The following is a 24521-nucleotide window of genomic DNA, read 5'->3' as shown; positions in this document are numbered from 1 at the left end:
ATGCGTCCAGGCTATCATACGGGTAAACAGCGCTGAATAAAAAGTGAATAGCATGCCTTTCTCCTGTGAACATCAGCTATTTACCATATTGCCAGTCTAGAAAATTGTACTTACTTTTGCTCCCTGGTTCGCCATTTTAATTTTGGCGAACAGGTTGCAGGGTATAAAATGCAATACTAGACCTATACCACTCTACAACCATAAGGTGACAAAGTTTGCTGCTGCGGCAGAGCTAAACATGCTAAACCCTATGACAAAAACAATCATACTGAGCGTACTGGCCCTTGTATCCATCGCTCTTTCTTTCTTCTACGAAGTAAAAAAGCCTGAGTCGACACCGGCTGAAACAGAAACGGCCAGCCTCATGCTATACCCGATCCAGACTGGGGAGGACATCGCGAAGGCACTGCAACTACAGGTGCCGTCCCACCTGAGCGAACCCGTGGATTCGGCCTTTTACCACCGCTACTCCCGCAGACTGGGCCTCAAGCTCGACTACAGCGAAGACAAGGACCTGCTCGAGACCGTATCCAAGTGGCTGGGCACTCCTTACAGCTATGGCAGCAGCTCCAAAAGAGGAACCGACTGCTCAGGCTTTGTGACACGCATCTACAGCGACGTGTACGGCATAGACCTGAGCCGCAGCTCCCGCTCCATGTTCGACGACGTGACCCGCATCCGCAAAGACAGTGTACGCACCGGCGATCTTGTCTTTTTCCGTCGCAGTCCCAGACAGCCGATCTTTCATGTGGGCATCTATCTCAAAGACAACAAGTTTGTGCACTCCGCCACAAGCGGTGGCGTGATGATCAGCTCCCTTAAGGAGCCTTATTACCGCAACTACTACTACGCTGCTGGCCGGGTTGACTAACACCATACCTTGTATCATAGATTTTGAGGACGGGCGGCTATACCAGCGCCCGTTTTTTCGTTTGCGGTGTATAACAAAATTACTTGTAGCAAGGTATAGGAAGGTTGTTCGGAGTTGAGCAACTTGCGCCCGATTTGACAAACAGCCGAAGCAGGTGCTATACAAAATCACACATACCTTATGACAGATCAGAACACTCAGAATCAGCAACAGCAGAGCCCGGACGGGAAAACCATTTCCCAGAGCCAGCTTTTTAAGAACATACTCAAGAAGGCAGAGAAGTATCTGGAGCACCCTTCGCAGGTTATCAGGCTTTTAAATGATGCCTTCAAGAAAGCCACGGCAAAGAAAAGCCTGGGAACAATTGCGGGTGAGGTATGGGAAAGCTTCCAGGTCCTCTCGCACATGATCAGATCGGCGGTGAATGGAGAGTACAAAGGCATCCCGAATACAACATTGGTAGGTGGTGTGGCCGTTATCCTGTACTTTCTGATGCCAATCGACCTGATACCCGACTTCATACCAGTGATCGGTCTTTTGGACGATGCTACCCTGCTGGCCTGGTTTATGACCAGCATCAAGTCGGAGCTTGACAAATTCAAGGAGTGGGACGAGGATCGCCAGGCCCGACAGCAGTCGGTGCACACCATGGAGCCGCACCACGCTGACAGCTCCTTTGGCACGCCAAAGTACAGCGACCAGGCTGCTGACTCAACGGAGGTGCAGCACGAGAGTCCAGCCCACACTTCGCAGGGGCACGGCTCCGAGGAACCAGGCCATCACGAGCCCATTGTGCGTGCCTCTACCACCGACAGCAGCCGCGTAGCCAAAAACCCGCACGACGACATTCCGGAGGGCGGCAATATCCGCTAGCCTGCGTCACAGAAAAAACACATGAAAAGCTGCCTTTTAAGGCGGCTTTTTTTATGCCCTTGGTGCCTCCTGCGAGGGTGTAACAGTAGGTTAAATAACTGCATAACACAGCTTAAAAAAATACATAACGGCTACACAATATAGTACTATTCAAATACAGAAATCTGAAAAAATTTAGAAAAAAGCCGCTTATCTATTAGTTTCTTCAGGAATTAATTTTCTATATTTGGACTGATGATTGTGTATTTTTAACTTTTTAGCCAAGGTGTCTTCATCATTTCTACGACTTACTTCTGTTAATCTTCACATCGACGGCATTGGGAAGGTTCTGATCGAACGCAGCGATAAAGCCAAGCGTCTTAGCATCAGTGTGCGCCCTATCAAAGGGGTGCGTGTAGCCGTTCCTCCGCACATCAGCTTCGAAAAAGCCGAGCAGCTTATTTATACCAAGAGCGATTGGATAAAAGAGCACCAGGCCCGCATGAAGCAGCAGGAGGCCCGTGTGACCATGTACGATGGCAACACCGACTTCAAGACCCGCTGCCATACCCTGCGCCTGCTCACGCATGCCCAGTATACTATGCGCTGCGTGATCGAGAACGGTTACATCAACGTGTTCTACCCGGCTTACAAAGACGTGCGCGACAACGAAGTGCAAAAGTTTATCCGCAAGTCGATTGAGGAGGCCTACCGCAAAGAGGCCAAAGCGTATCTGCCGGAACGTGTCAGGTTCTTCGCCGACAAGTTTGGCTTCGATTATCAGAATGTATTTATCAAAAACGCCAAGTCACGCTGGGGAAGCTGCTCGCATACCAACAACATCAACCTCAACCTGCACCTGATGCGCCTGCCTGACTCACTTTGCGATTACGTGATCCTGCACGAGCTGGCGCACACCATCGAAAAAAATCATGGTCCGGGTTTCTGGGCACTGCTCGACAAGGTATGTCCTAACTCAAAGGCCCTCGACCAGAAACTGAAAGCTTACCGCATCTCTATCTACTAATCAAGTATTGCCTATCGACAGAACGCTTACTACACGCATTATTTTCTGAAAACATACACATAACGACGGCCACACAGGAACCTGGTTCCACTTTCAAGGCTGTTGTTTTACCAAATAAAAAGCGGCTGGGGTTTGCACCCCGGCCGCTTCTCTTTATACCATTTACAAATTCGATCAGCTGGCTTTCTGCATCGCATGTGATGCTACAAAGTCCACAAAGTCGCCCACCGTGTTGATCGGAACTTCATCCGGAATGGTGATCTGGAAATTTTTCTCCAACTCCAGGATGATATCCACTACATCCACCGTATCAAAGCCGAAATCTTTTTCCAGACGGGCATTTGCCTGCAAACGGGCAGGTCTAATCTCCTTGGTTTTGCTAATGATGCGGATTACCTCTCGCTCAATAGTCTTGTCTGTTGTTGCAATCATGTATTTATAGGGTGTATTCTCTAACTACTTTTCCATTTACAGGTACCTCTGTTTCGTCCTGAGGTATAATTTTCACGCCTCCTGCCGGCTTTCTCTCCCCTTTTACCTTTGCTCTCAGCTTCTCATTGAGCAAGTACATCACCGGCACGATCAGGAGTGTGATGATAGTCGCAAATCCCAGGCCAAAGATGATCGTCCAGGCCAGCGGTCCCCAGAAGGCGGCACTGTCGCCCCCCATAAAGAAGTTCGCTTTGAACTCCGTGAACAGGGTATAGAAGTTCAGGTTTATACCTAACGCCAAGGGTATCAAGCCTAGTATAGTCGCAGTCGCAGTCAGCAGCACCGGGTTCAGACGGGTCTTGCCTGCTTCCACGATCGCTTCTTTCAGGTCGCGTCCTTCTTCTATCAGCATGTCGGTGAACTCCACGATCAGGATACCGTTTTTCACCACGATACCTGCCAGGGCCACTATACCTACACCGGTCATTACCACCGACACGTCCATCCCAAAAATGGAGAAGCCCAGCAACACGCCGATGATGCTGAAGAGCACCTCTGACAGGATGATGAACGGCTTCGAGATGGAGTTGAACTGCGTCACCAGCACCAGGAAGATGATCAGGAAGGCCGCCACCAGGGCAATCATCAGGAAGTTGGCTGTTTCCTCCTGCTCCTCCTGCTGTCCGCCCATGCTGATCTCAAAGCCCTCCGGCGTCTGGAAGTTCTGCAGTGAGCTACCGATGCTTTGCACCACTTCGTTGGCGTTATACCCATCCAGCACGTTCGACTCCAGCGTTACCACCCGTTTCAGGTTTTTGCGCTTGATACCTCCGTATGAGGTACCGTACTCAATACTCGCCAGTGACGATAGCGGGATCTGGCGTACCTGCCCGCTGTTCATGTCGCGGTACGTGATGCGCATGTCCAGCAAGGCATCAATGTTCTCGCGGTAAGGCTCTGCATAGCGCACTTGTATCGGGTACTCCTCTTCGTCCAGCTTGAACTTAGAGGCCTCGTCGCCGAAAATGGCCGTGCGCAGCTCCATACCGATCTGCCCGGTGCTGATGCCTTCGCGGTTGGCACGCTCCCTGTCGATGTTGATGATGATCTCCGGCTTGCTGTCTTCCAGGTCGCTGCGGAGTTCTTCTATACCACCAATCTGCTGCTGATCAATGTAAGTCTGCACCTGCTTCGACAGCGCCACCAGGCCTTCAAAGTCCTCTCCGGCTATTTCGATACTGATCGGCTTGCCCACTGGCGGACCGTTCTGCTCTTTGTCTACCGTGATGTTGGTACCCGGTATACCGCGCACCGCTTCACGTATTTCGTTCATGTACTCCTGCGTGCTGCGCTCGCCGGTTCGGTATTGATACTCAACAAAGGCTACGGTAACCTTTCCTAAGTGAGATTGTGCGGTCACGCTGCGGTCATTTTGGTCACCAGCACCGATGGCCACATTGGAAATAACCGATTCCACGTCGCTGTTTTCGGTACCAATCACCCGATAGATGCGCTTCTCTACCTCACGTGTAACCGAGTCAGTCACAAGCTGATCCGTACCGACCGGCATGCTGATATAGGTATAGACGAAGTTCGGATCTGAATCCGGGAAGAATACTACTTTAGGTGCTCGTACTGCTGTCAGAAAAAAAGAGAAAATAAGTAGCACAAACATACTCAGAAACATCCACACTGGCCGTCTGCCCATCAGCATCCAGCGCAGCAGGCGCTCGTAGCCCCGCATGAAGCGCGGCAGTACATTGTTCTGGAAACCGTGGATCATGCGACGGAAGACAAAGCGGTTCAGCAGCACCAATACTACGACCAGCATGATCAGGTTGGCCGTGCCATACCAGCCAGCCATGTAACCCACGATGGCCACCAGTGCAGCACCACCTATCAGTAACCAGAAGTTGCGACGTGCACGCGGTGCAATATCAGCCTCCTGCTCGTGCTCCCTCTTCATGAAAGAAACCGCAAACACTGGGTTAATGATAAAGGCTACCAGCAACGACGCCATCAGTGTGACGATAAGCGTGATCGGCAGGAAGAACATGAACTTACCTACAATGCCTGGCCAGAAAGCCAGCGGCAGGAATGGAGCCACTGTGGTAAGGGTACCGGCCAATACAGGTATAAACACCTCGCCGGCAGCCAGTTTAGCTGATTTAATGATGCCCAGATTGGACTGGTGCAAAATGCGGTGCGTGTTCTCGATTACCACGATAGCATCGTCCACCACAATACCCAGGGCCAGCAGGAACGAGAAGAGCACGATCATGTTGAGCGAAAAGCCCAGCACCGGCATCAGCATAAAGGCGATGAACATCGAAATTGGAACTGACAAGCCCACAAAAATGGCGTTGGTCGTGCCCATGAAGAACATCAGGATCAAGGTCACCAGCACGAAGCCAATGATGATCGTGTTGATCAGGTCGTTCAGGGTATGGCGCGTCATCGTGGACTGGTCACCAGTGATGGTCACCTTTAGGTCAGCCGGGAGCACGGTAGCCTGCATCTCCTCCACCATTTCGTGGATATTGTCAGATGCCTGTATCAGGTTCTCGCCGCTTCGCTTGATCACGTTGAGCGTAATTACGGGCGAATTGTCCAAGCGGGCAAAGCTCTCCTGCTCTTCAAAACCTTCTTTTACCTCCGCAATTTCTTTCAGCTGGATATTAGCGCCGGACAGTGACTTTACCACGATATCCCCGATCTTATTGGGGTCGGTGTACTGGCCTACCACACGCACGGAGCGCTTCATCTCGCCTACCGAGATATTGCCACCTGACACAGTAACGTTTTCAGAAGAAATGGCCCGTTTGATGTCAGCAAAAGTTACTTGCGCCACCTGCATTTTGTAGAGGTCCACGTTTACCTGCACCTCCTTGTCAAGAGCGCCCACCATGTCCACGCGGGTGATCTCAGGCTGCGCTTCGATGCGATCCTGTATGTCTTCAGCATATTTTTTGAGGCGGTCGAGGCTGTAGTTGCCGGACACATTGAGGTACATGATCGGGAACTCAGAGAAGTTCACCTCCTGCACGTTTGGGTCTTGGTCGAGGTCGGTCGGCAGGTCGGTGCGGGACTTGTCCACAGCGTCCTTCACCAGTTGCTTCGCTTCTACCACATCCACGTCGGTATTGAACTCTACTGTGATCATTGAGAAGTCCTGAATAGAATTGGACGTCACCTTCTTCACTCCCGAAATAGCCTTGAGCTGCTTTTCGATTGGCCGCGTCACCAGGTTCTCGATATCTGCCGGCGACGTGCCTGGGTATACCGTGCCCACAAACACGGTCGGAATCACAATGTCGGGGAAATTCTCTTTCTGGAGCGTAATGTACGAGAAGATACCCCACACCGAGATGATGAGGGTAATGATGTATATACTCGTCCTATTATCAATGGACCAATTGGTCGGCTTGAAATATTTCATAGTCTGCTGCTTAAAAGATTATTGCTGCGCAAGACGCTCCTGGTTGAAGACAACTGGCTGCCCTTCGTTCACACTCTGGTATCCTGCTGTAATGATGTAGTCTTGCGCTGTCAGTCCATTCAGCACCTCTACCTGCCCCTGGTAGTTCACGCCCGTCTCCACCTCTTTGCGGGTAGCCACGTAGCGTTCGCCTTGTTTCTGGGCTACGTACACGTACTGCGACTTTTCGTCGCGCTGTACCAGGTTAACAGGTATAATGATAGCGTCTTCTTTGCGATAGTCCTGTATGCGCACCACGGCCACCAGGTTCGGACGCAGCTCTACGTCCACGTTTTTCGGCCGGAGCTCGATCATAAAGGTGCGGCTGCTCGGGTTGATGAAGCTGCTGACCACATCCACTGTAGCGCTAATCTCCTGGTTCAGGTCCGGGAAACGTATCAGGGCTTCGTCGCCTTTGCTGATCTTGGTCAGGTAAGCTTCTGACACCTCCGCCACAATCTTAGAGCCATTGGTGTTGACCACCCGGATGATACCCACGCCCGGCGCCACGGCCTCTCCGGCATTCGGAATCACGTTGTCTACCACACCGCTCACCGGAGCTTTCACATTATATTGGTCACGCTGCTGCTGGAGCGTAGCCAGGCTGCGCTCCAGGGCTTCCTTGTTATTTTTGGCGGTCAGAAACTGCATCTCAGTGCCAATTTTCTGATCCCAGAGGTTTTTCTGACGTTCATAGGCCACGTTGGCCAGTTCCAGGCGGGTACGCACCTCGGCTATGTTCTGCTCCAGCACCTGCGCGTCGATGGTGGCCATGGTCTGCCCCTTTGTTACCTTGTCACCGCGCTTTACCCGCACGCTTGTGAGCACACCCGGTACTTTTGCGCTTACCAGCACGTTCTGATCAAAGTCTGCACGGCCCTGCACCTCCAGGTAGTGACGGAATGTGTCCTGCTGCACCTGCGCTACAGTTACCGGCACAGTCTTTCTCTCAACTGGTCCGCCCTTGCCTTCTGTCTTTAGCTCCGCTTCCAGCTGTGCAATCTGCTCCTGCAGCTCCGTTTGCTGTTTCTTCAGTTCTGCCAGTTGCGCCTCTTTGTCGCTGCCCTGGTTGCAGGCGGCCAGGCTTAGGAACAGGGCCAGCGATGAAACTCCAAATATCTTCTTCATGATAAGTCGTGTGTTAGTCTTTTTTCAAGTGTTTTATTTTATAAGCAGGGTGCCAGTGGCTTTGTCAAGATTCACTTTAGCGATCAGGGCATCGTACATGGCGGCGTAGTAATTGGTCTGTGCCTGGCGCAGGTCGGTTTCGGCGGTCACTACTTCCAAGTTAGAGCCTACACCCTCCTGAAACTTGATCTTGGCCACACGGGCAATCTCCTCGGCCAGTTCCAGGTTCTCGCGCTGCGATGCCAGCACGTCCAGGGAGTTGGTCAGGTCGGTGGAGGCCTGCTCCAACTCCAGGTCTATACCTTGCTCCAGACTTTCAAACCCCAATTTGGCGTTTTCGAGTGTTAAGCGAGACTGTTGAATTTGGTAGTGCTTGCGCAGACCATCGAAGATCGGCACCTGCAGGCCCAGGCCCACGTAGGCGAAGTCGAACCAGTTACGGCTGCGGGTAATTTCGCTGAAGTCATTGTTGGCAGCCACATAGCCGTAGCGGCCGTTCAGGTATAGCTTGGGTAGGTAACCAGAGCGAATATTGCGCAGGTTTAGCATGGCGAGGTCACGCTGCGTCTCCAGGACAGAGTACTCGATGCGATTGCTATAATTGAAACCGTTTCGATTGGTCTTGGCCATATCAACCTGCACTTCGCTCAGACTGTCAGTTAACAGCAGCTGTTCTTTCTGGGGCATCCCCATCTGGAACTTAAGCAGGTCCTCCCCTAATGTAAGCAAGCGCTCAGTCTTCTGTTTTTCTACTTTCAGGTTGTTGTAGGTCACACGAAGGCGGTCCACGTCCAGCTTTTCAGCTACGCCCTGCTCAAACATCACTTGCGTCTGCTTCAGGAGCGTGTCCAGGCGGTAGAGGTTCTGGTTGAGAAGCTCCATGCGCTCCCGGCTCACCAGCACACTGTAATAAGCTTTGGTCACCTGCTCTACTACATCTATTTCGTTCTGCTCCGTCGTTTTGCGCGACAGCTCGGTATAAGTCTTGGCAGCTTTCAAACCGATCAGGTATGAGCCGTCGAACAGCAGCTGGCTGGCCGTGATGGCAGCGTTGCCAGTATACTGTGGCGTAAACACTACCGGCACAAAAGTGCCTGGCTCCGGTGCGTTTGGGTTATCGGGATCCTGAAAGAACTCGGCTGGCAGGAAGCTCTTCTGCTGAATCACGTTTTTGCCCAGGTCGGCGGCGGCGTCGATCTGCGGCAAGCCCATTGCCCGTATCTCCCCTACTTTGGCTTTGTCGATGTCCTGCTGGTTGCGGGCCATTTTCAGGCTCGCGCGGTTCTGCAGGGCATAATCGATACTCTGTTGCAGACTGAAAGCCTGCGGCGATGCCTGCGCCAGCACCTTGACCGGGCTTAGCAAGACGAATAGTGCCAGTAACAGGCTAATGTTTTTTTTCATAATCGGAGAGTTGTAGTCAGTTATTCTTCTTCTGTGATTTGCTTGTAGTCATTGATCATCTTGTGCCCCTTGAGCGTGGCGATCCCGAGCATGAAGTACTCGAGGCTGGCCGTTTGCACATGCAGCAGCTCAAATTGGAAGCGGGGGAAAAGGGCTTCGTCAAAAGGCACCTCGATCTGGGCGAGTCGCAGGCGGGCGATTACCTCCACGTCCAGGTCCTGCCGGAACAAGCCTTCAGAAATGCCGCGCCTGAGGTTATCTTTTATCCGGTGAAGGAAGTCATGGTTCTTATATTCCTGCCACTTTTGCCAGGCGTTGGCGTGGTACTTCTGCAGATCGAAGAAGATGCCGGGGTGAATGCTGGCGAAGACTTGGCGGGTGGTCTTCATGATCGAAAAAAGTTCTTCGATGGCATTGGGTGCCTCCTGCTTGCATCGCTCACAGTCCGCATCCACCGAGCTCAGGTATGAGTTGATAGCCCAGTACACAATCTCGTCTTTGTTGCTGAACCACTTGTAAATGGTTTTTTTGGACATAGAAAGGTGCTGCGCAATATCATCCATAGAGGACCCTTTGATGCCACGGCGACAGAAAAGCTTAAATGTCTCTGTCGCAATCTTATCTTTAACCGATGGCTGTACTGTCGTTTCCATTTTCATAATTCCGAGGCAAAACTACGGAAACGTTTTTTATCCCAAAAGTTTCCACAAGTGTTTAACAGAATTATTTAGTAAGTGTTCAGACTTTCCGGGCAAGCTCAAAACAGCTTTGAGCGAGACAAATGTGATAGCTTTTTCGGTTTGAGAAAAACTATTTAGACGAATAGGGCAAATGCTGATTCAGACACTGCTTTTTTGACTCCAAACAGCCAAAAACACATTCTCGATCAGATAAATACAAGTATAGGCATGTACAAAGGTGACTATATACCCAGTACTGCCCGCAGTCGGGCATAGCCACTCTTACTCAGGGGAATACGCTCGCCGTTACGTAGCAGGGCCACGTGGCTATCCTTCTCGAAGGGCTCGATGCGGGTAAGCTGCGACAGGGCCATGATATAAGAGCGGTGTGCCCGCACAAACTGCTTCGGATCAAGCGCTTTTTCGTAATAGCCCATCGTCTTTTTCTTAAGGAAAACACCGTCGCGGGTATGGATTTTCACATAGTCGTCATAGGCCTCCAGGTATAGCACATCGGCCACCGGTATGATGCGGATGTTGTTGCCGGCTCTTACTACAATGCGATGCTGTTCTTCAGGTTGCTTGCCAGTAGCCTCCTCCAGCGCACTTGAAGCAGGTATAGCCTGTGCTGCTGCCTGGCTTTGCAGCCATTTGCGTATAGCGGCATCGAAGCGTTCCTTGCTGAAGGGCTTGAGCAGGTAGTCCACGGCATTGGTCTCAAAGGCCTTGATGGCATACTCGTCAAAGGCGGTGGTGAAGATGACGCCGGGGGCTTGTTCCACCAGCTCTAGCATCTCGAAGCCATTGATCTTAGGCATCTGGATGTCAAGAAAGATCAGGTCGGGCTGGTGCTGCATGATGGCTTTCACACCCTCGAAGCCGTCGCCGCACTCCTGCACCACCTCCAGCTCAGGGTAGGCTTGCAGGTACTCGGCCACCATGCTGCGGGCCAGCGGTTCGTCATCTATTATCAGGCATTTTTTCATAGTGTTGGGGTATCTTGATGGTGGTTGTAAACTGATGGTCTTGTTGAGAGGTGCGCAGCAAGTCCTGCCGGGCGTAGAGCAGGTATAGCCTGCGCTGAATGGAGTCGAGCCCGAAGCCGGTGCCTTTGCGGGGCTGGCTCGTGGCCGGGTCATAGGGGTTCTGGGTGATGATGGTCAGGTAGCCATCTGCGGTAGTAGCCTTTACCTTGATAGCCGTCTCCCCCACCGTGTCGTAGAGTCCGAACTTGATGGCGTTTTCCACTACGGGCTGCAGCAAAAGGGCAGGCAGCTTCATACCTTGGCTATCCTCGGTAGCCTCTACTTCTACCTGCAACCTATGCCCGAAGCGCACTTTCTCAATGTCCAGGTATAGCTGCAATTGCTTTAGCTCTTCTGCCAGGGGCACCAGCTGGTTGTTGTCCTTGCGCAAGGTGCCGCGCAAGAAGTCTGACAGCTGTTGTACCATGCTGCGGGCCTGCTCCGGCCGACTCACTACCAGAGCACTGATGGAGTTGAGGCTATTGAACAGAAAATGTGGCTGCAGTTGCTGGCGCAGGTTATAGAGTTCGGCTTCGCGGGCCAGCTTCTCGGTGGCGGCTTTGCGCTTCTCAGCCTCCTGCAGCTGACGGGTATAGAACCACAGCCAGGTTAGGAGGAGCATTAGCAAGAGCATCAGCCAGCTAAATGCGATGCGCATCGGCAAGGTTTTGTCGACAAAAGCCAGGTATGTGGTAGCTTCTGGCAGCATCTGACCCATTATAAAGTCAAACAGCAAGGTGCATATACCTGCCAAACCCAAACTCCAGCCCAGCAGAAATGCTCCCTGACGAATGCTCGGCTGATAGAACCGTAGGCCTGTACCTACAGCAAATCCACCCACAGCCAGTAACACATTCATCAGCAGGGCATCTGCCAGTATCAGTTTAAAGGCAAAGCCAGTTTGCCAGAGCACCAATACCAGCACCACCGACCAAAGCAGGGCCCAGCCCAGATAGAGCAGCATGAGCCGTACCTGCGATGCGACCCCTTCCATTAGTAACTCTTGATGTTGAGTCCGCCAAAGAGGGTGGTGCCTTTCAGGATGAGCACCTTATTGGGGTCGTAGCCCTGTGGCATGGCAGGTCGCTTGTCGTCGATGCCGCCCAGGATGGCCACCATTTCGTCGGACTTGATTTGCCAGTGTGGCGGTACGATGAGCGTGGTTCCCCCAAAGATCTGGGTCGCCTCCAGCACGATCGGGTGTTGTATGTCGGCCTGCATCAGGTTCAGCTCCGTGCCTCCGAACACGCTCACTACTTCGCCGCCCTTGAAGTTCTTAGAGACGATGTTTTTTTTTATGCCTCCGAGTATCGCCACACTGTCAAGTTGATCTTCAGGCCCTCCTGCCGTATAACCCTGGTTGCCGTCATATCCGCTGGAGGTATAAGCTTCGTTGCCGGTATAGTCGGTATAGCCACCAGGATAGGCACCGTTCACAGGGTCGGTATAGTAGCCGGGGGTTTCCTCTGGTCTTGGCTCGGGGCCAGGGCCCACCTGGTTTTCCCAAGGGTTGCGCTTCTTTGGCTTCATGATCAGCCACAGCCCCAGACCTATGATCAGGATAGGCCAGAAGTACAGCTTCAGGTTGATATCGAGAAAGAAGTGCCTGTCAAGCAGAAACACGCCACCGATCACGATCAGCACCAGCCAGCTTGGTTTCTGGAAGGAATGCTTAAAGCCCAGAAACAGGCCCAGCGCAATCAGGAACATTGGCCAGGAAAATACCCAGCTTGGGAGAAAGAAAATGCCCATTTTGGCAGTGAGCAAAAGCACACCTACCATCAGGAGAAAAACGCCGGCCATTTTGCCGGAACCGCCTCTATTGTATTCTTGATTTTTCATGGTTTTATTTCGCTTAGTTTTAAGATCTGTACCAAAGGTATAAGATGCCCTTGCTCAGTTCAATGGCTATTAGGTTACCCCCGGACAGAAGTCGGTAAACGGCCGGTTGGCGTCGGTAAACCAAGTTAGGTTTTATTCACCGAATGGCAAGGTATAGCAAAGCGCCTTATTTTGCCTTTCACATTTCGCAAATTATTATCTTTGCATACTATGGTTGAGAATATACAGAGAGTAGCACAAGAGATAGAGGCCGCGCAGCTTGGTAGCGCAGCCGAGTTGGAGCAATTCAGAATCGCTTACATTGGCCGCAAAGGCGCTATAGCCGCCCTTTTTGACGACCTCAAATCCGTGGCACCCGAGCAGCGTCGGCAGGTAGGCCAGGAGCTAAACCAACTCAAAAACCGCGCCCAGGCCCGTTTTGATGAGGCGCAGGAGCAGTTAGCCAATGCTTCGGCAGGCGCTGAAGCTGAGAACGCTTTTGACTTTACGCTACCTCCTATACCTAACACACTGGGCACCCGCCATCCGCTTTCGCTGGTGCGCGCCGAGATCGTGCGCATATTTGAGCGCATCGGCTTCAACGTGGCCGATGGCCCGGAGATTGAGGATGACTGGCACAACTTCACCGCCCTGAACTTCCCGGAGAACCATCCGGCCCGTGAGATGCAAGACACGTTCTTCCTGAGCGAGGACCGTGACAAACTGTTGCGTACCCATACCTCCAACGTGCAGGTGCGCCTGATGGAGAACAACCAGCCGCCGCTGCGTAGCATCATGCCGGGCCGCGTATACCGCAACGAAGCCATTTCAGCCCGTGCGCACATGGTGTTCCAGCAAGTGGAGGGTCTGTACGTAAACAAAGGCGTGAGCTTCAAAGACCTGAAAGAGACCTTGTATTACTTCGCGAAGGAGATGTTCGGACAGGACACCAAGATCCGTTTCCGCCCGTCGTTCTTCCCGTTCACGGAGCCGAGCGCCGAGATCGATATCTCCTGTCTGATCTGCAAAGGAGAGGGCTGTAATATCTGTAAACAATCGGGTTGGGTTGAGATCGGCGGTGCCGGCATGGTTGATCCGAACGTGCTTAGCAACTGCGGCATCGATCCGGAGGTATACTCTGGCTTTGCTTTCGGTATGGGTATCGAGCGCATCACCATGCTCCGCTACCAGATCAAAGACCTGCGCCTGTTCACCGAAAACGACGTACGCTTCCTGCGTCAGTTCAAGGGAGTGATTTAATTCTGAATGAGTGATTGAGCGAATGGGTGAATGTTTTGTTTCTTTAAGTATAGCAAAGCATTCACCCATTCTTTTTTAACAGACAACCAAGGCTATGAAATTTGAGAACATCAAAACGATAGGTATAGTAGGTGCCGGCACGATGGGGCAAGGCATTGCGCAGATCTGTGCGCAGGCCGGTTATAAGACCATCCTCTTCGACATCAATGCGCAGGTGCTCAAGAAAGCCGAAGCGACTACCGTTAAAAACCTCGACAAAGGTATAGAACGCGGCAAGCTGACCGAAGCTGACAAACAGGCGGCGCTGGAGAATTTGTCTTATACCGGCGATACGCTGCAGCTGAGCTGCGACGTTATCATTGAGGCTGTGGTAGAGCGGCTGGAAGTGAAGCAGAGCATTTTCAAAGATCTGGATGCCGTGAACACGCCTGATACGATCTTTGCCTCCAACACCTCGTCTATACCTATTACCCGCATCGCAGCAGGTATACCGCACCCGGAGCGGGTAGTGGGCATGCACTTCTTTAACCCGGCTCACATTATGAAGCTGGTGGAAGTGATCTCAGGAGCCGCTACCTCGCCGGAAGTGGCTGAAACGATCAAGCAGCTTGCCCTGAAGCTGGAGAAGAAGCCTGTCATGGCAAAAGATGCTCCTGGTTTTATTGTGAACCGGGTGGCGCGCCACTTTTATGTCGAGGGGCTCAAGCTGCTCGAAGAAGGTGTGGCCGATGCCAAAGGTATAGACCGGCTTATGCAGGCCAGCGGCTTTAAGATGGGCCCCTTTGAACTGATGGACCTGATCGGCGTAGACACTAATTACTCTGTTACCTCCTCCATGTTTGAGGCTTTCCATTATGATCCGAAATTCAGACCGAGCCGCATACAGCAGCAGAAAGTGGATGCCGGCCACCATGGCCGCAAGTCTGGCAAAGGCTTCTACGATTACCAGTAAGCTCCTTTGCCTGCTGGCGTTGCTGATGCTTGCCTCTTGCGGCAGCGATAACCCAGGCCCGGGTATACCCAACGTACCTGTAAGCGAGCAGATCAATGTAAACAGCCAGCTGTACACGCGCCTGCGCCAGGATGGAGGCTATGTATACCTGAACTCCGGTTACAAAGGCATCATTGTGATCCGGCAGCATGCGAACCTATACCTGGCTTTTGAGCGAGCCTGTCCTTATGACCCTACTGCGAGCGCACCTTGCGGCCAGGTGGAGGCAGACCAGTCCAACCTGTTTATTGTGGACACTTGCTGCGGATCCCAGTTCAATTTTCAGGGAGGTGTGAGTGCAGGTCCCGCTGTGTATGGCCTCCGGCAATACCGCACCGCACTGAATGGCTCGCTGCTCTCTATTTTTAATTAAATTTTTCGGATTGATTCACAACCATTTACAACTTACTCGAAATATTTTTTAGCCCAGTACTTGCGTAGTAAGCTTAGGCGCCGTAATATTGCACCATCATTCGACGGTAGAGGCCGTCACTGAACATAAATAAGATTCCTCCTTAGCTCAGTTGGTTAGAGCACCTGACTGTTAATCAGGGGGTCCCTGGTTCGAGCCCAGGAGGGGGAGCTTAAAGAAAAAGCCACTTACGAGTAAAATCGTCAAGTGGCTTTTTTTATTTCTCTTTAACCTCTGCCTCTAGCACGTCCTTCACATACAACTCCTGCACGATCACCATTAGCACGGCTAGTATCGGGGCGGCTAATAGCAGCCCTAACGCTCCCAGCAGCAAACCAAGCAACACCTGAAAGAACAGTAGCAGGGCCGGTGGCAGGTCTACTGTCTTCTTGAAAATGATGGGAGTCAGCACATAACTTTCCACCATCTGAATACCGCCATAGATCAGAATCACGTATAGCGCCATCTGCCCTCCTTCCATCAGACCGACGAGCACAGCAGGTACCCCCGCCAGCCATGGACCGATGTTGGGCACAAACGCGAAAAGAAAAGCGATGAAGGCCAAAGCGAATGCCAGGGGCAACCCGATCAGACTATAGCCAATGGCAGTACTGATACCAATCATAGACATAGCCAGCAGCATAGCCACCAGCCATCCCCGTAGGGTGCTGTAGCACTTATCCAACACCTCCAGTATGCGTGTCCGCTTATGGACTGGAAACAGCTTCACCAGCCCATGTGTATAGAGAGTCGGACTAGCAGCCAGAAACAAGGCAGTGATGACGACTATTACAAGATCGGCCAGGAATCCGAGTGTCGTATAAAATGCGCCGGTAACCTGCGAGAAAAGATTCTCTTGTTTCGAAAGAGCACCTTCAACGTTTTCAGGTAGCTTCTCTGCAACCCGCTCTCCCCAGCCTCGCTCACCCAGCCAGTTTCTCAGCTGCTCAATGGACTTAGGCAAGGTTTCCCGCATCTCGCCGACCTGCTCTGCTATAGTGGGCGCCAACAACCAGAAGGCCCCTACGATCAGACCGAAGAAAAGCAGCACTGACAGCAGTAGCGCCACCCATCGCTTCATTCCCGTTTTTTGGACAATCCACTCCGCCATGCCACTGAAGAGCACGGCAAGCAGAATACCTGAAAACACTAGCAGGAAAAAGTAACCTTGACTTATTAAAAGGTAAGCGATAAGAATAATCAGGACCGCCGCCGCAAACCGCTTAATGAAATTATAGAAATCCAGCATTAAGGAATTGACACATTATAAATATGAAAACATTTTCATGTGTTTACTCATATGGGGTGCCTTAGGTTAAGATGCAGCTAGCAGCTTCCACAGTGCCTCACTCCTCATAAGCCAACCTTTTCCTTAAAAAGCAAGTATCTGATATATATGACAATTTCGTCATATTAACCGCAACCGCACTCTCTATAAGAGTGTTAGGTGCTGCGCTATAACCTAAACAAAATAAGACTATGAAAAATATAAGACTATACCTCCCCGTCCTTTTCGTCCTGATGGCAGTTACCATGAGTAGTTGCGAATTGATAGGAGACATCTTCAAAGCCGGTATGTGGACCGCGCTCATCATCATCGTTCTGATTGTGGCCCTGGTAGGCTGGCTGTTCAGCAGATTCAGACGATAAACGCAATACCTAACAAAAGAAAAGGGAGCCAATCGGCTCCCTTTTTGATTTTGATGAACTGCTCTATTTTGAGTTAGTGCGTTTCGGCATGGTGCCCAGTATGTAGTCCCAGAGCGGAGAAGATACACCGTAAGCCACGTTCGGGTCTTTGTAGTGGTGAATACTGTGGTGAATCCAAAGCTGCTTCAGGAAGTTCTTAGGCGGTGCGTATGCGTGCACGGCATAATGCACGAACAGGTATAGCGCATAACCAAACAGCAGCCCGGCCACTACACCGAATACAAATTGCCCGAAGATCAGCTTGAACACAAAGAAAAAGAAAGAGGCGATAAACAAGCTAACAATCGGCGGCATAGCCAGGCGCTCTTTGTCTTTCGGATACTCGTGGTGATTGCCGTGAAAGGTATACTGAATGCGCTCCTTCATCGGCGTATCGGTATCCATGTGAAACACGAAGCGGTGCGCGCAGTATTCGATCAGTGAGAAGATAAGCCAGCCCAGCAGGAAGAAGCCGACCGCCTCCAGCACATTGATAAAGCTATACGTGATGCCATAGTAAATCAGCCCGATGGCAATGACAATAAAAATAGAAATAGGCAGTGCAATGTGTGTACGTGTCAGTCTTTCCAGCACAGGATTCTGGAATATCTGGGCTTGTCCTTTGTGATTGGGTTTCATAGTCAGATTTTGCTAAAAACGGATTTTTACCGCAAAATTAGTTAAATATTAGGTATCCCGTATGTATTTATCCGCTGCAATACATAAGCGGAAACGAGGAGTTTCTGTTATGGTTTAACTAACGATTCTAACCGTCCAATGTTATACCTTTTTCCCGATACCGTATACTTAGCCTGCTTGTAGAATACCAGACGTTCAGCTAATGTTTTGACTATGAAATCCTTTAGCTCTTCTTCGCTTTTCTGAGCCAGCAAGGGACGCTGACTCAAGTTTGTTAAAAGCAGTCGTTGCGTGAGTTCTTCAGCCGGCACGTCCAGAAAAATGCTCGTGCCATGCTGGTTGATAAATGCCATGTTGTCGAAGAAGCAGGGTGCGCCGCCGCCAGTAGCTACCACCGCTTGCTCAAATTCCTGCACCACCGACTCCAGCGCCTGCCGTTCCTTCAGTCGAAAGCCCTCCTGCCCTCCTGCGGCAAACAGCTGCGCAATACTGCAGCCTTCCCTTTGCTCAAGGTACTCGTCGAGGTCCACGAAGGCATAGCCCAGCCGCTCAGCCAGCTCACGGCCCAGCGTGGTCTTGCCAGCCCCCATCATACCGATCAGGAAAATGCGTTGCGTGCTCAAAGCTAAGGTATAGCGCTTTTACAGCAGACTCACCAGTTCCGACACATCTGGTGTGTCGTTGTGGTGCCACATGCCTTTTACGGTGCCGTCCTGCAGCAGCATGGTGCCGGGATTAGCACGCATCATGGTTTTGAGCACGGTGCCGTCGCCGAAGAAGTACGGAGCGGCCAGACCCACCTCGTGGCGGAAGGCCTCAAACTCCTGTCGACCGGATGAAGTGATGACTACAGGCGTTATACCCTGCTGCTCGGCTTCCTGCACCAGCTTGCTTATCTGCTCGATGTTACTGCGGTTAGCTTTCTCTACATTGTGCACGATCACCAGCAGCTTGTTGCCGCTCAGGATTTCCTGTGTGAAATCTCCCTGATCGTTCCACACGTTAAAGTCGGTGATCTTCGGACCATCCTCCGGATTCACCGCTACCATCTCCTTGAAGGTATAGGCTTCATCCATCGGGTACTCCTCAAACTCCTGCTCTTCTCCATCTTTCACCATCACATATTTGTAACGCAACGGTGCCGAAGGCTTCATTAGGGCCGGAATGTTATTGCCTATTTTATAAGCGCGGAAATCGACATAAGGCAGGTGCTCATAAGCGTACCAGCCAATGCCAACCGAAATCAGGGCGGTAAGCGCTGTTACGGCTGCTCCCACTTTGGGCTGCACGATTGGCTGCAGGTAGCGTTTATAAAGAAGCAGCCAAACGATCATTACCAGCAATACAATGTCTTTGGTGAACGACTCCCAAGGTGTGAGCTTGATGGCATCACCGAAACAGCCGCAATCGGTCACTTTGTTGAAGTATGCCGAGTAGAAGGTCAGGAAGGTGAAGAACACGATCATGGCCAGCAGCAGCCACAGTACCTCTTTGAGCTTCCAGCGGATAAGCAGCGCCACGCCCAGCACGATCTCGGCCGCACTCAGGAAGATGGACAGAAACAGCGCCGCTGGTACCAGCGACAGAAACACGGGCGAAATATCGTGGGCGAATACTTCAAAGTACTCTTCCAGTTTAATGGCCGTCCCCACCGGGTCGTTGATCTTGATCAGTCCTGAGAAGATGAACAGGACTCCTACAAAGAGCCAGAAGAATTTGGTGATGTAGCGCATTTTAGTTTGAGAGTTAAGAGTTTGGGAAATCACAAGAACCGGATTACCTATTCTACCTGATACCTTCTATCAAAGGGTTCTGTCATTTCGAACATGCCCGAGACATGAGTCGAAGAGGGCGAGCGTAGCTCAGAGAAATCTGACGCAACCATGCCTTATCAGATCTCTCCTGTTGTCGAGATGACATCCTTTTATCTATACTTATTTCACCGTCTCCGCAAAGCCAGACTTAATCAGCGCGAATACAGCGTAATTGATCATGTCGCGGTAGTTGGCTTCCACGCCTTCCGAGATCAGGGTCTGTCCTTCGTTGTCTTCGATCTGCTTGGTGCGGTAGAGCTTCATCAGAATAATATCCGTGATGGAGCTCACGCGCATGTCGCGCCATGCCTCGCCGTAGTCGTGGTTTTTGGCATTGAGCAGTTTGATGTTCTCTTCAATGTGCTCGGTGTACATACGCTCCACCTCTTCTGCCGACAGCGTCAATTCGTCGCTGTCCTGTAAACCAAGCTGCATCAGGGCAATCACGCAGTAGTTAATGATGCCCACAAACTCGTCACGGATGTCGTCCTCCACCATTTGCTTGCCCTTCTCCTGTATGGAGCGGATGCGCTGCGCCTTTATAAAAATCTGGTCGGTTATGGACGGCAGGCGCAGCACGCGCCATGCGGTGCCGTAATCTTTGGTCTTCTTGACGAAGGTATCTTTGCAGCGGTTTACTACCTGATTATATTCCTGGAGTGTTTGACTAATCAACTTTTTAGCTTTAATTTTAAACGATTGACAGATACGCCAACATTGGAATCGAAAGATAAGTTTTTTCGAAAGAAAAGTACACTTAACTGCCGCGGAAAAATCCTTTCGCTGGATACGCCGCTGGTCATGGGCATCCTCAATGTTACGCCTGACTCTTTCTATGCAGGCAGCCGCCTGAGCTCTCCCGATGAAGTTGTTCAACGAGCCAAAAGCATGCTGGAAGACGGTGCTGACATTCTTGACCTGGGAGGTTACTCTTCCCGGCCGGGCGCTGCGGATGTTTCAACAGCCGAAGAACTGGATAGAGTTATACCTGCCATTGAGGCCATCATGCAAGCTTTCCCGGGAGCTGTGATTTCAGTGGATACCTTCCGGGCCGAAGTAGCTGAGGCCAGTGTAAAGGCGGGTGCTTCCATCATCAACGATATTTCGGGCGGCAACCTTGACGAGGCCATGTTCGAAACCGTGGCGCGACTGCAGGTGCCTTACATCCTGATGCACATGCGCGGCACGCCGCAGACTATGAACAGCCTGACGGACTATAACGACCTGGTACTCGACGTGATCGACGAGCTGCAGGCCAAGGTGGCACAGTTGAAAAGCCTCGGTGTGAACGACATCATACTGGACCCGGGCTTTGGTTTTGCCAAGACTGTGGATCAGAACTTTGAGCTAATGCACCGACTTGAGGAACTACGTGTACTTGAGCTACCGTTATTAGTGGGAGTATCCCGCAAGTCCATGACTTACAAGTACCTGGGCATCGACCAATCCGAAGCACTGGCCGGCACAATAGCACTCAATACCATCGCGTTAGGAAAAGGTGCCGACATTTTGCGGGTGCACGACGTAAAAGAAACAAAACAGACTATCCAACTATACACGAAAGTAACGCATTGATTCCTTTATTTACAGTAGGCTTTTTGGAAATTGAGCTGCTCGATGTGCTTGACATCCTGCTCGTCACGGTATTGCTTTACCAGCTCTATAAACTTCTGACTGGTAGTGTGGCGCTTAAGATTTTCCTGGGCCTGCTCTCCGTATACCTGCTATACCTGGTGGTAAGGGCCGCAGGCATGGAGCTCCTCAGCATCATCCTCGGCCAGTTTATGGGAGTGGGTGTACTCGCAGCCATTATTGTATTCCAGCCCGAGATCCGGCGCTTCCTTTTGCTGATCGGTAAAACCACTGCCTTCAACAACGACCGCCTTTTCCGTGGATTCCCATGGCGGCGCGACCAGGTGGAGAAGCTCAGCCTCACCCCCTTTATTGAAGCCTCTAAATCCTTGGCCGCTAAAAACACGGGTGCGCTGATCGTATTTGCCAAAAGCTCCGAATTGAAATATTACGCTGAGTCCGGCGACCTGATCGATGCCGTGATCTCGAAGCGACTGCTGATGTCGATCTTTAACAAGACGAGTCCGCTGCACGATGGCGCTGTGATCATTTCAGGCAATCGCATCAAAGCGGCCCGCTGCATTTTGCCTGTAACAGAGAACAACGAGATACCCGCCTCCATGGGTCTTCGCCACCGCGCTGCCATCGGCCTTACGGAAGTCACCGACAGTGTAGTACTGGTCGTATCCGAAGAAACAGGCCAGATCGCGCTGGTACGCAATGCCGAGGTATACCGCAACCTTTCCTCTGCCGACCTGCGTGTGAAGCTCAACCAGTTCCTGTTCGACACAGACCAGAAGCCAGCCGCTGTTCCAGCTCCCGCAGAGAAGTCGGTAAGCGCAGCCTAAGGTATAAGCCTATAACGATAGCAAAGCCAGCCCTTGGGGGCTGGCTTTTTTTGTTGCCATGGACTCAGAAGCTATACCTGTTGCATACCTGCAGCCAGAGTTAAATGATGGGTGCTCACCACAAAGTGTGGAAAAATTTCCCCATCACCCTGTGCTCTTCCACAGTTTGCAAAATCCACCCAAAATACACAACTGATTGACAAACAGTAACTTATATAGTTTAAGTGGTTCTGGCACGGTTATGCCAATAGGGCTATGCGAAACAAATGTTAATCGAACTAAACTAACATAACATGAAAAAAGCAACTTTTTTAGCAGCTGCCATTGCCTTACTTGGATTTACATCTATCGATGCGAACGCACAAGCTACACAGGCTGCTGAGCAAGCCCAAACGCAAACTCAGAACGACAATAGAGAAAAAGTTACCAAAGATCAGCTTCCAGCCCCTGTAAAGGCGGTATTGGATCACGAAGCTTACAAAGAGTGGACTGTAGGCGATATCTACAAAGTGAAACCAGCTGAAGGTGACGCGAACGCAAAAGTTGTTTACGAAATCGCCCTGACAAACAAAGAAGGCCAGACTGGCACGATCACCCTTGATGAGCAAGGCCAGGATGCTTCTAAAGAACAAGAATAGCCAAAGCGTACTTAAAGAAACTATACTTAGAACTATGGAAAAGGGCCTCCGCCAAGCGGAGGCTTTTTTGTGTTTATGCTTTTCCTCTTCTTTTCCAGAACACCCAGTAGGCCAGCAGGCCAAAAACAGGCACTACCCACAGCACAACCATCCAAAGCAGGCGCTCGGTCAGGTTATAATCTGTTTTGAAGATCAGGTGCAGCAGTGAGAGCACTACCAGTGTATAATAGGCAACCACCAGCAGAAAGATAGAACTGAAGAAAGGTTCGTTTCCGATAAAACAGAACAGCATAGATTAGGTTTAGTGTTGAGAAAGAGAAGAAACAGGCTTATCCAAAAATGATCTGGCTGACAAACCAGGTTAAATAAGCTAATGCCGGTGCACAAAGCAGCAGCACCATACCCAGATTGACACGCACCCACTGTGGGTTGAGCATCATGCTCAGGTAGGCCTCTGCCGAAAGTAAAATAGAGAAGTAAAAGGTGATTTGAAGCAGTGTACCGGTCAGGTTTACCTCGCCCCGTATACCTGCCGTGGCGTAGGCCAGAAAGGATATCACCAACCAGGCCAGCACGGTACCGAGCAGCAACTGACCAGCCTTTATTTTGACGTTGTTCATAGATATAGCAGGAATGTGGACCTTGATAATGACAAGGTAATAAAAAAAACAGCCACTCCCCTAACGGAAGCGGCTGTTTCTATACCTTGATGGATTTGCAATCTTACTTGATCACACCCAATTCGCGGCCTACCTCGGCGAAAGCGGCAATGCACTTGTCGATGTGTACGCGGTCGTGCACGGCAGACAGCTGCACACGGATACGGGCTTGCCCTTTTGGAACAACCGGGTAGTAGAATCCGATCACGTAGATGCCTTTGTCGAGCATGCGGGCAGCGAACTCCTGCGCCAGCGGCGCGTCATACAGCATAACCGGCACGATCGGGTGGTCACCCGGCTTGATGTCAAAACCAGCGGCTGTGATCTGCTCACGGAAAAACTTGGTGTTCCACTCCAGCTTGTCGCGGAGCTCAGTGGTAGAGCTCAGCATGTCGAGCACAGCGATGGAGGCACCCACTATAGAGGGGGCCAGTGAGTTAGAGAACAGGTATGGACGTGAACGCTGACGCAGCATGTCAATGATCTCTTTCTTGCCAGATGTGAAACCACCCATGGCACCGCCCAGCGCTTTGCCTAGCGTACCGGTGATGATATCTACTTTATCCATCACGTTGTGGTACTCGTGCGTTCCGCGACCAGTCTTGCCCATAAAGCCGGTAGAGTGCGAATCGTCTACCATCAGCACAGCCTGGTACTTATCAGCCAGATCCACGATCTTGTCGAGTTGCGCCACTGTGCCATCCATGGAGAAGGCCCCGTCTGTCACGATGATGCGGTGCTTGGTGCCGGCATTCACGGCTTCCTGCAGCTTGGCCTCCAGGTCTTCCATGTTGTTGTGCTCGTAGCGGAATCGCTGGGCTTTGCACAGACGGATACCGTCGATGATGGAAGCATGGTTCAGCGCATCCGAAATGATCGCTGACTCAGCATCAAACAAAGGCTCGAACACACCGCCATTGGCGTCAAAGGCGGCTGCATATAGGATCGTGTCCTCAGTGCCCAGGAACTCAGACAGCTTTTGCTCCAGCTCTTTGTGGATATCCTGCGTGCCGCAGATGAAGCGCACGGAGCTCATACCATAACCGTGGGTGTCAATGGCGTGTTTGGCTGCCTCAATCACTTTCGGGTGAGCCGACAGGCCCAGGTAGTTGTTGGCGCAGAAGTTCAGCACGTGCTGCATCTGCGTGGTATCGATATCAGCTCCCTGCGGAGTGGTGATGATACGCTCCTGCTTATACAAACCAGCTTCCTTGATCTCGGCAAGCTGTTTTTCCAAATCTGGTTTTAACGTTTCGTACATGGGTTATCTTCGTTAGGCTG

Annotated in this window: 26 protein-coding genes and 1 tRNA gene; 11 read left to right on the top strand and 16 right to left on the bottom strand. The window is 51.4% G+C overall.

The window, feature by feature from the left end; all coding sequences use genetic code 11:
* Positions 1-250 precede the first annotated feature (250 nt).
* From Q1A54_RS01015 to Q1A54_RS01005, 3 genes are all read left to right on the top strand, one after another.
* Positions 251-871 carry an NlpC/P60 family protein gene (locus Q1A54_RS01015; protein WP_299984399.1) on the top strand — a complete coding sequence of 207 codons (621 nt, stop codon included), beginning with the start codon at positions 251-253 and terminating at the stop codon, positions 869-871.
* Positions 872-1051: 180 nt separating this feature from the next.
* On the top strand, positions 1052-1744 hold the full coding sequence (locus tag Q1A54_RS01010) for a YkvA family protein (protein ID WP_196119008.1): 693 nt from the start codon (positions 1052-1054) through the stop codon (positions 1742-1744).
* A 265-nt stretch (positions 1745-2009) separates the two neighbouring features.
* Positions 2010-2750: a SprT family zinc-dependent metalloprotease gene (locus Q1A54_RS01005; RefSeq protein ID WP_299984396.1), complete on the top strand. Its 741-nt coding sequence runs from the start codon at positions 2010-2012 to the stop codon at positions 2748-2750.
* Between the two features lie 174 nt (positions 2751-2924).
* Here the strand turns inward: Q1A54_RS01005 and Q1A54_RS01000 are convergent, their stop codons facing one another.
* From Q1A54_RS01000 to Q1A54_RS00965, 8 genes are all read right to left on the bottom strand, one after another.
* Positions 2925-3182: a phosphopantetheine-binding protein gene (locus Q1A54_RS01000; RefSeq protein WP_007652315.1), complete on the bottom strand. Its 258-nt coding sequence runs from the start codon at positions 3180-3182 to the stop codon at positions 2925-2927.
* A 4-nt stretch (positions 3183-3186) separates the two neighbouring features.
* Entirely contained in the window at positions 3187-6621 is a 3435-nt protein-coding gene (locus Q1A54_RS00995; RefSeq protein ID WP_299984393.1) for an efflux RND transporter permease subunit, read from the bottom strand.
* 18 nt (positions 6622-6639) lie between these two features.
* Positions 6640-7788, bottom strand: a complete 1149-nt coding sequence (locus tag Q1A54_RS00990; RefSeq protein WP_299984391.1) for an efflux RND transporter periplasmic adaptor subunit — start codon at positions 7786-7788, stop codon at positions 6640-6642.
* Between the two features lie 33 nt (positions 7789-7821).
* Positions 7822-9192, bottom strand: a complete 1371-nt coding sequence (locus tag Q1A54_RS00985; RefSeq protein WP_299984389.1) for a TolC family protein — start codon at positions 9190-9192, stop codon at positions 7822-7824.
* Between the two features lie 20 nt (positions 9193-9212).
* Complete coding sequence (locus tag Q1A54_RS00980; RefSeq protein WP_299984387.1) at positions 9213-9845, bottom strand: TetR/AcrR family transcriptional regulator; 633 nt, start codon at positions 9843-9845, stop codon at positions 9213-9215.
* Positions 9846-10114: 269 nt separating this feature from the next.
* A complete protein-coding gene (locus Q1A54_RS00975; RefSeq protein ID WP_299984385.1) occupies positions 10115-10858 on the bottom strand; it encodes a response regulator in 744 nt (247 codons plus the stop codon).
* Positions 10833-11891 carry a histidine kinase gene (locus Q1A54_RS00970; RefSeq protein ID WP_299984383.1) on the bottom strand — a complete coding sequence of 353 codons (1059 nt, stop codon included), beginning with the start codon at positions 11889-11891 and terminating at the stop codon, positions 10833-10835. The genes Q1A54_RS00975 and Q1A54_RS00970 overlap by 26 nt, the downstream gene beginning before the upstream one ends.
* Positions 11891-12739 (bottom strand): DUF5668 domain-containing protein, encoded by an 849-nt coding sequence (locus Q1A54_RS00965; RefSeq protein WP_196119024.1) that lies wholly within the window; start codon positions 12737-12739, stop codon positions 11891-11893. Before Q1A54_RS00965 ends, Q1A54_RS00970 begins: the two co-directional genes overlap by 1 nt.
* 210 nt (positions 12740-12949) lie before the next feature.
* On the opposite strand from Q1A54_RS00965, the gene pheS reads away from it, so the two are divergent.
* The 4 genes from pheS to Q1A54_RS00945 all read left to right on the top strand — a co-directional run bounded on the left by pheS (position 12950) and on the right by Q1A54_RS00945 (position 15552).
* Positions 12950-13978: a phenylalanine--tRNA ligase subunit alpha gene (pheS, locus tag Q1A54_RS00960; protein ID WP_299984380.1), complete on the top strand. Its 1029-nt coding sequence runs from the start codon at positions 12950-12952 to the stop codon at positions 13976-13978.
* Positions 13979-14072: 94 nt separating this feature from the next.
* Positions 14073-14930 (top strand): 3-hydroxyacyl-CoA dehydrogenase NAD-binding domain-containing protein, encoded by an 858-nt coding sequence (locus tag Q1A54_RS00955; RefSeq protein ID WP_299984378.1) that lies wholly within the window; start codon positions 14073-14075, stop codon positions 14928-14930.
* Positions 14878-15342, top strand: coding sequence for a hypothetical protein (locus tag Q1A54_RS00950; RefSeq protein WP_230392198.1), 465 nt, complete (start codon positions 14878-14880; stop codon positions 15340-15342). The genes Q1A54_RS00955 and Q1A54_RS00950 overlap by 53 nt, the downstream gene beginning before the upstream one ends.
* Positions 15343-15478: 136 nt before the next feature.
* Positions 15479-15552: transfer RNA gene (locus Q1A54_RS00945), tRNA-Asn, on the top strand.
* Between the two features lie 46 nt (positions 15553-15598).
* Here the strand turns inward: Q1A54_RS00945 and Q1A54_RS00940 are convergent.
* Positions 15599-16630, bottom strand: a complete 1032-nt coding sequence (locus tag Q1A54_RS00940; RefSeq protein ID WP_299984375.1) for an AI-2E family transporter — start codon at positions 16628-16630, stop codon at positions 15599-15601.
* Between the two features lie 230 nt (positions 16631-16860).
* On the opposite strand from Q1A54_RS00940, the gene Q1A54_RS00935 reads away from it, so the two are divergent.
* Positions 16861-17031 (top strand): hypothetical protein, encoded by a 171-nt coding sequence (locus tag Q1A54_RS00935; protein WP_007652305.1) that lies wholly within the window; start codon positions 16861-16863, stop codon positions 17029-17031.
* A 63-nt stretch (positions 17032-17094) separates the two neighbouring features.
* Here the strand turns inward: Q1A54_RS00935 and Q1A54_RS00930 are convergent, their stop codons facing one another.
* The 4 genes from Q1A54_RS00930 to Q1A54_RS00915 form a co-directional block, all read right to left on the bottom strand.
* Positions 17095-17709, bottom strand: a complete 615-nt coding sequence (locus tag Q1A54_RS00930; RefSeq protein ID WP_299984372.1) for a sterol desaturase family protein — start codon at positions 17707-17709, stop codon at positions 17095-17097.
* Between the two features lie 107 nt (positions 17710-17816).
* Complete coding sequence (locus Q1A54_RS00925; protein ID WP_299984348.1) at positions 17817-18332, bottom strand: shikimate kinase; 516 nt, start codon at positions 18330-18332, stop codon at positions 17817-17819.
* Positions 18333-18350: 18 nt separating this feature from the next.
* A complete protein-coding gene (locus tag Q1A54_RS00920; RefSeq protein ID WP_299984346.1) occupies positions 18351-19442 on the bottom strand; it encodes a BT_3928 family protein in 1092 nt (363 codons plus the stop codon).
* A gap of 201 nt (positions 19443-19643) precedes the next feature.
* Positions 19644-20198: a DUF1599 domain-containing protein gene (locus Q1A54_RS00915; protein WP_299984344.1), complete on the bottom strand. Its 555-nt coding sequence runs from the start codon at positions 20196-20198 to the stop codon at positions 19644-19646.
* Between the two features lie 42 nt (positions 20199-20240).
* On the opposite strand from Q1A54_RS00915, the gene folP reads away from it, so the two are divergent.
* From folP to Q1A54_RS00900, 3 genes are all read left to right on the top strand, one after another.
* The gene (gene folP, locus Q1A54_RS00910) at positions 20241-21098 is read left to right on the top strand and encodes a dihydropteroate synthase (RefSeq protein ID WP_299985439.1); all 858 of its coding nucleotides are present in this window, start codon (positions 20241-20243) and stop codon (positions 21096-21098) included.
* Positions 21095-21943, top strand: a complete 849-nt coding sequence (gene cdaA / locus Q1A54_RS00905; RefSeq protein WP_196119036.1) for a diadenylate cyclase CdaA — start codon at positions 21095-21097, stop codon at positions 21941-21943. The genes folP and cdaA overlap by 4 nt, the downstream gene beginning before the upstream one ends.
* A gap of 293 nt (positions 21944-22236) precedes the next feature.
* Positions 22237-22581 (top strand): hypothetical protein, encoded by a 345-nt coding sequence (locus tag Q1A54_RS00900; RefSeq protein WP_007652294.1) that lies wholly within the window; start codon positions 22237-22239, stop codon positions 22579-22581.
* Positions 22582-22654: 73 nt separating this feature from the next.
* On the opposite strand, the gene Q1A54_RS00895 is transcribed toward Q1A54_RS00900, so the two are convergent.
* The 3 genes from Q1A54_RS00895 to kbl form a co-directional block, all read right to left on the bottom strand.
* The gene (locus Q1A54_RS00895) at positions 22655-22873 is read right to left on the bottom strand and encodes a PLDc N-terminal domain-containing protein (protein ID WP_299984340.1); all 219 of its coding nucleotides are present in this window, start codon (positions 22871-22873) and stop codon (positions 22655-22657) included.
* A gap of 37 nt (positions 22874-22910) precedes the next feature.
* Entirely contained in the window at positions 22911-23201 is a 291-nt protein-coding gene (locus Q1A54_RS00890; RefSeq protein ID WP_299984338.1) for a hypothetical protein, read from the bottom strand.
* Between the two features lie 103 nt (positions 23202-23304).
* Entirely contained in the window at positions 23305-24501 is a 1197-nt protein-coding gene (gene kbl / locus Q1A54_RS00885) for a glycine C-acetyltransferase (protein ID WP_299984336.1), read from the bottom strand.
* Positions 24502-24521 lie beyond the last annotated feature (20 nt).

Source organism: uncultured Pontibacter sp. (genome assembly GCF_947502515.1).
GTDB lineage: Bacteria > Bacteroidota > Bacteroidia > Cytophagales > Hymenobacteraceae > Pontibacter.
The sequence above is the reverse complement of the archived record's forward strand: the minus strand, read 5'-3'. Positions and strand labels throughout refer to the sequence as shown.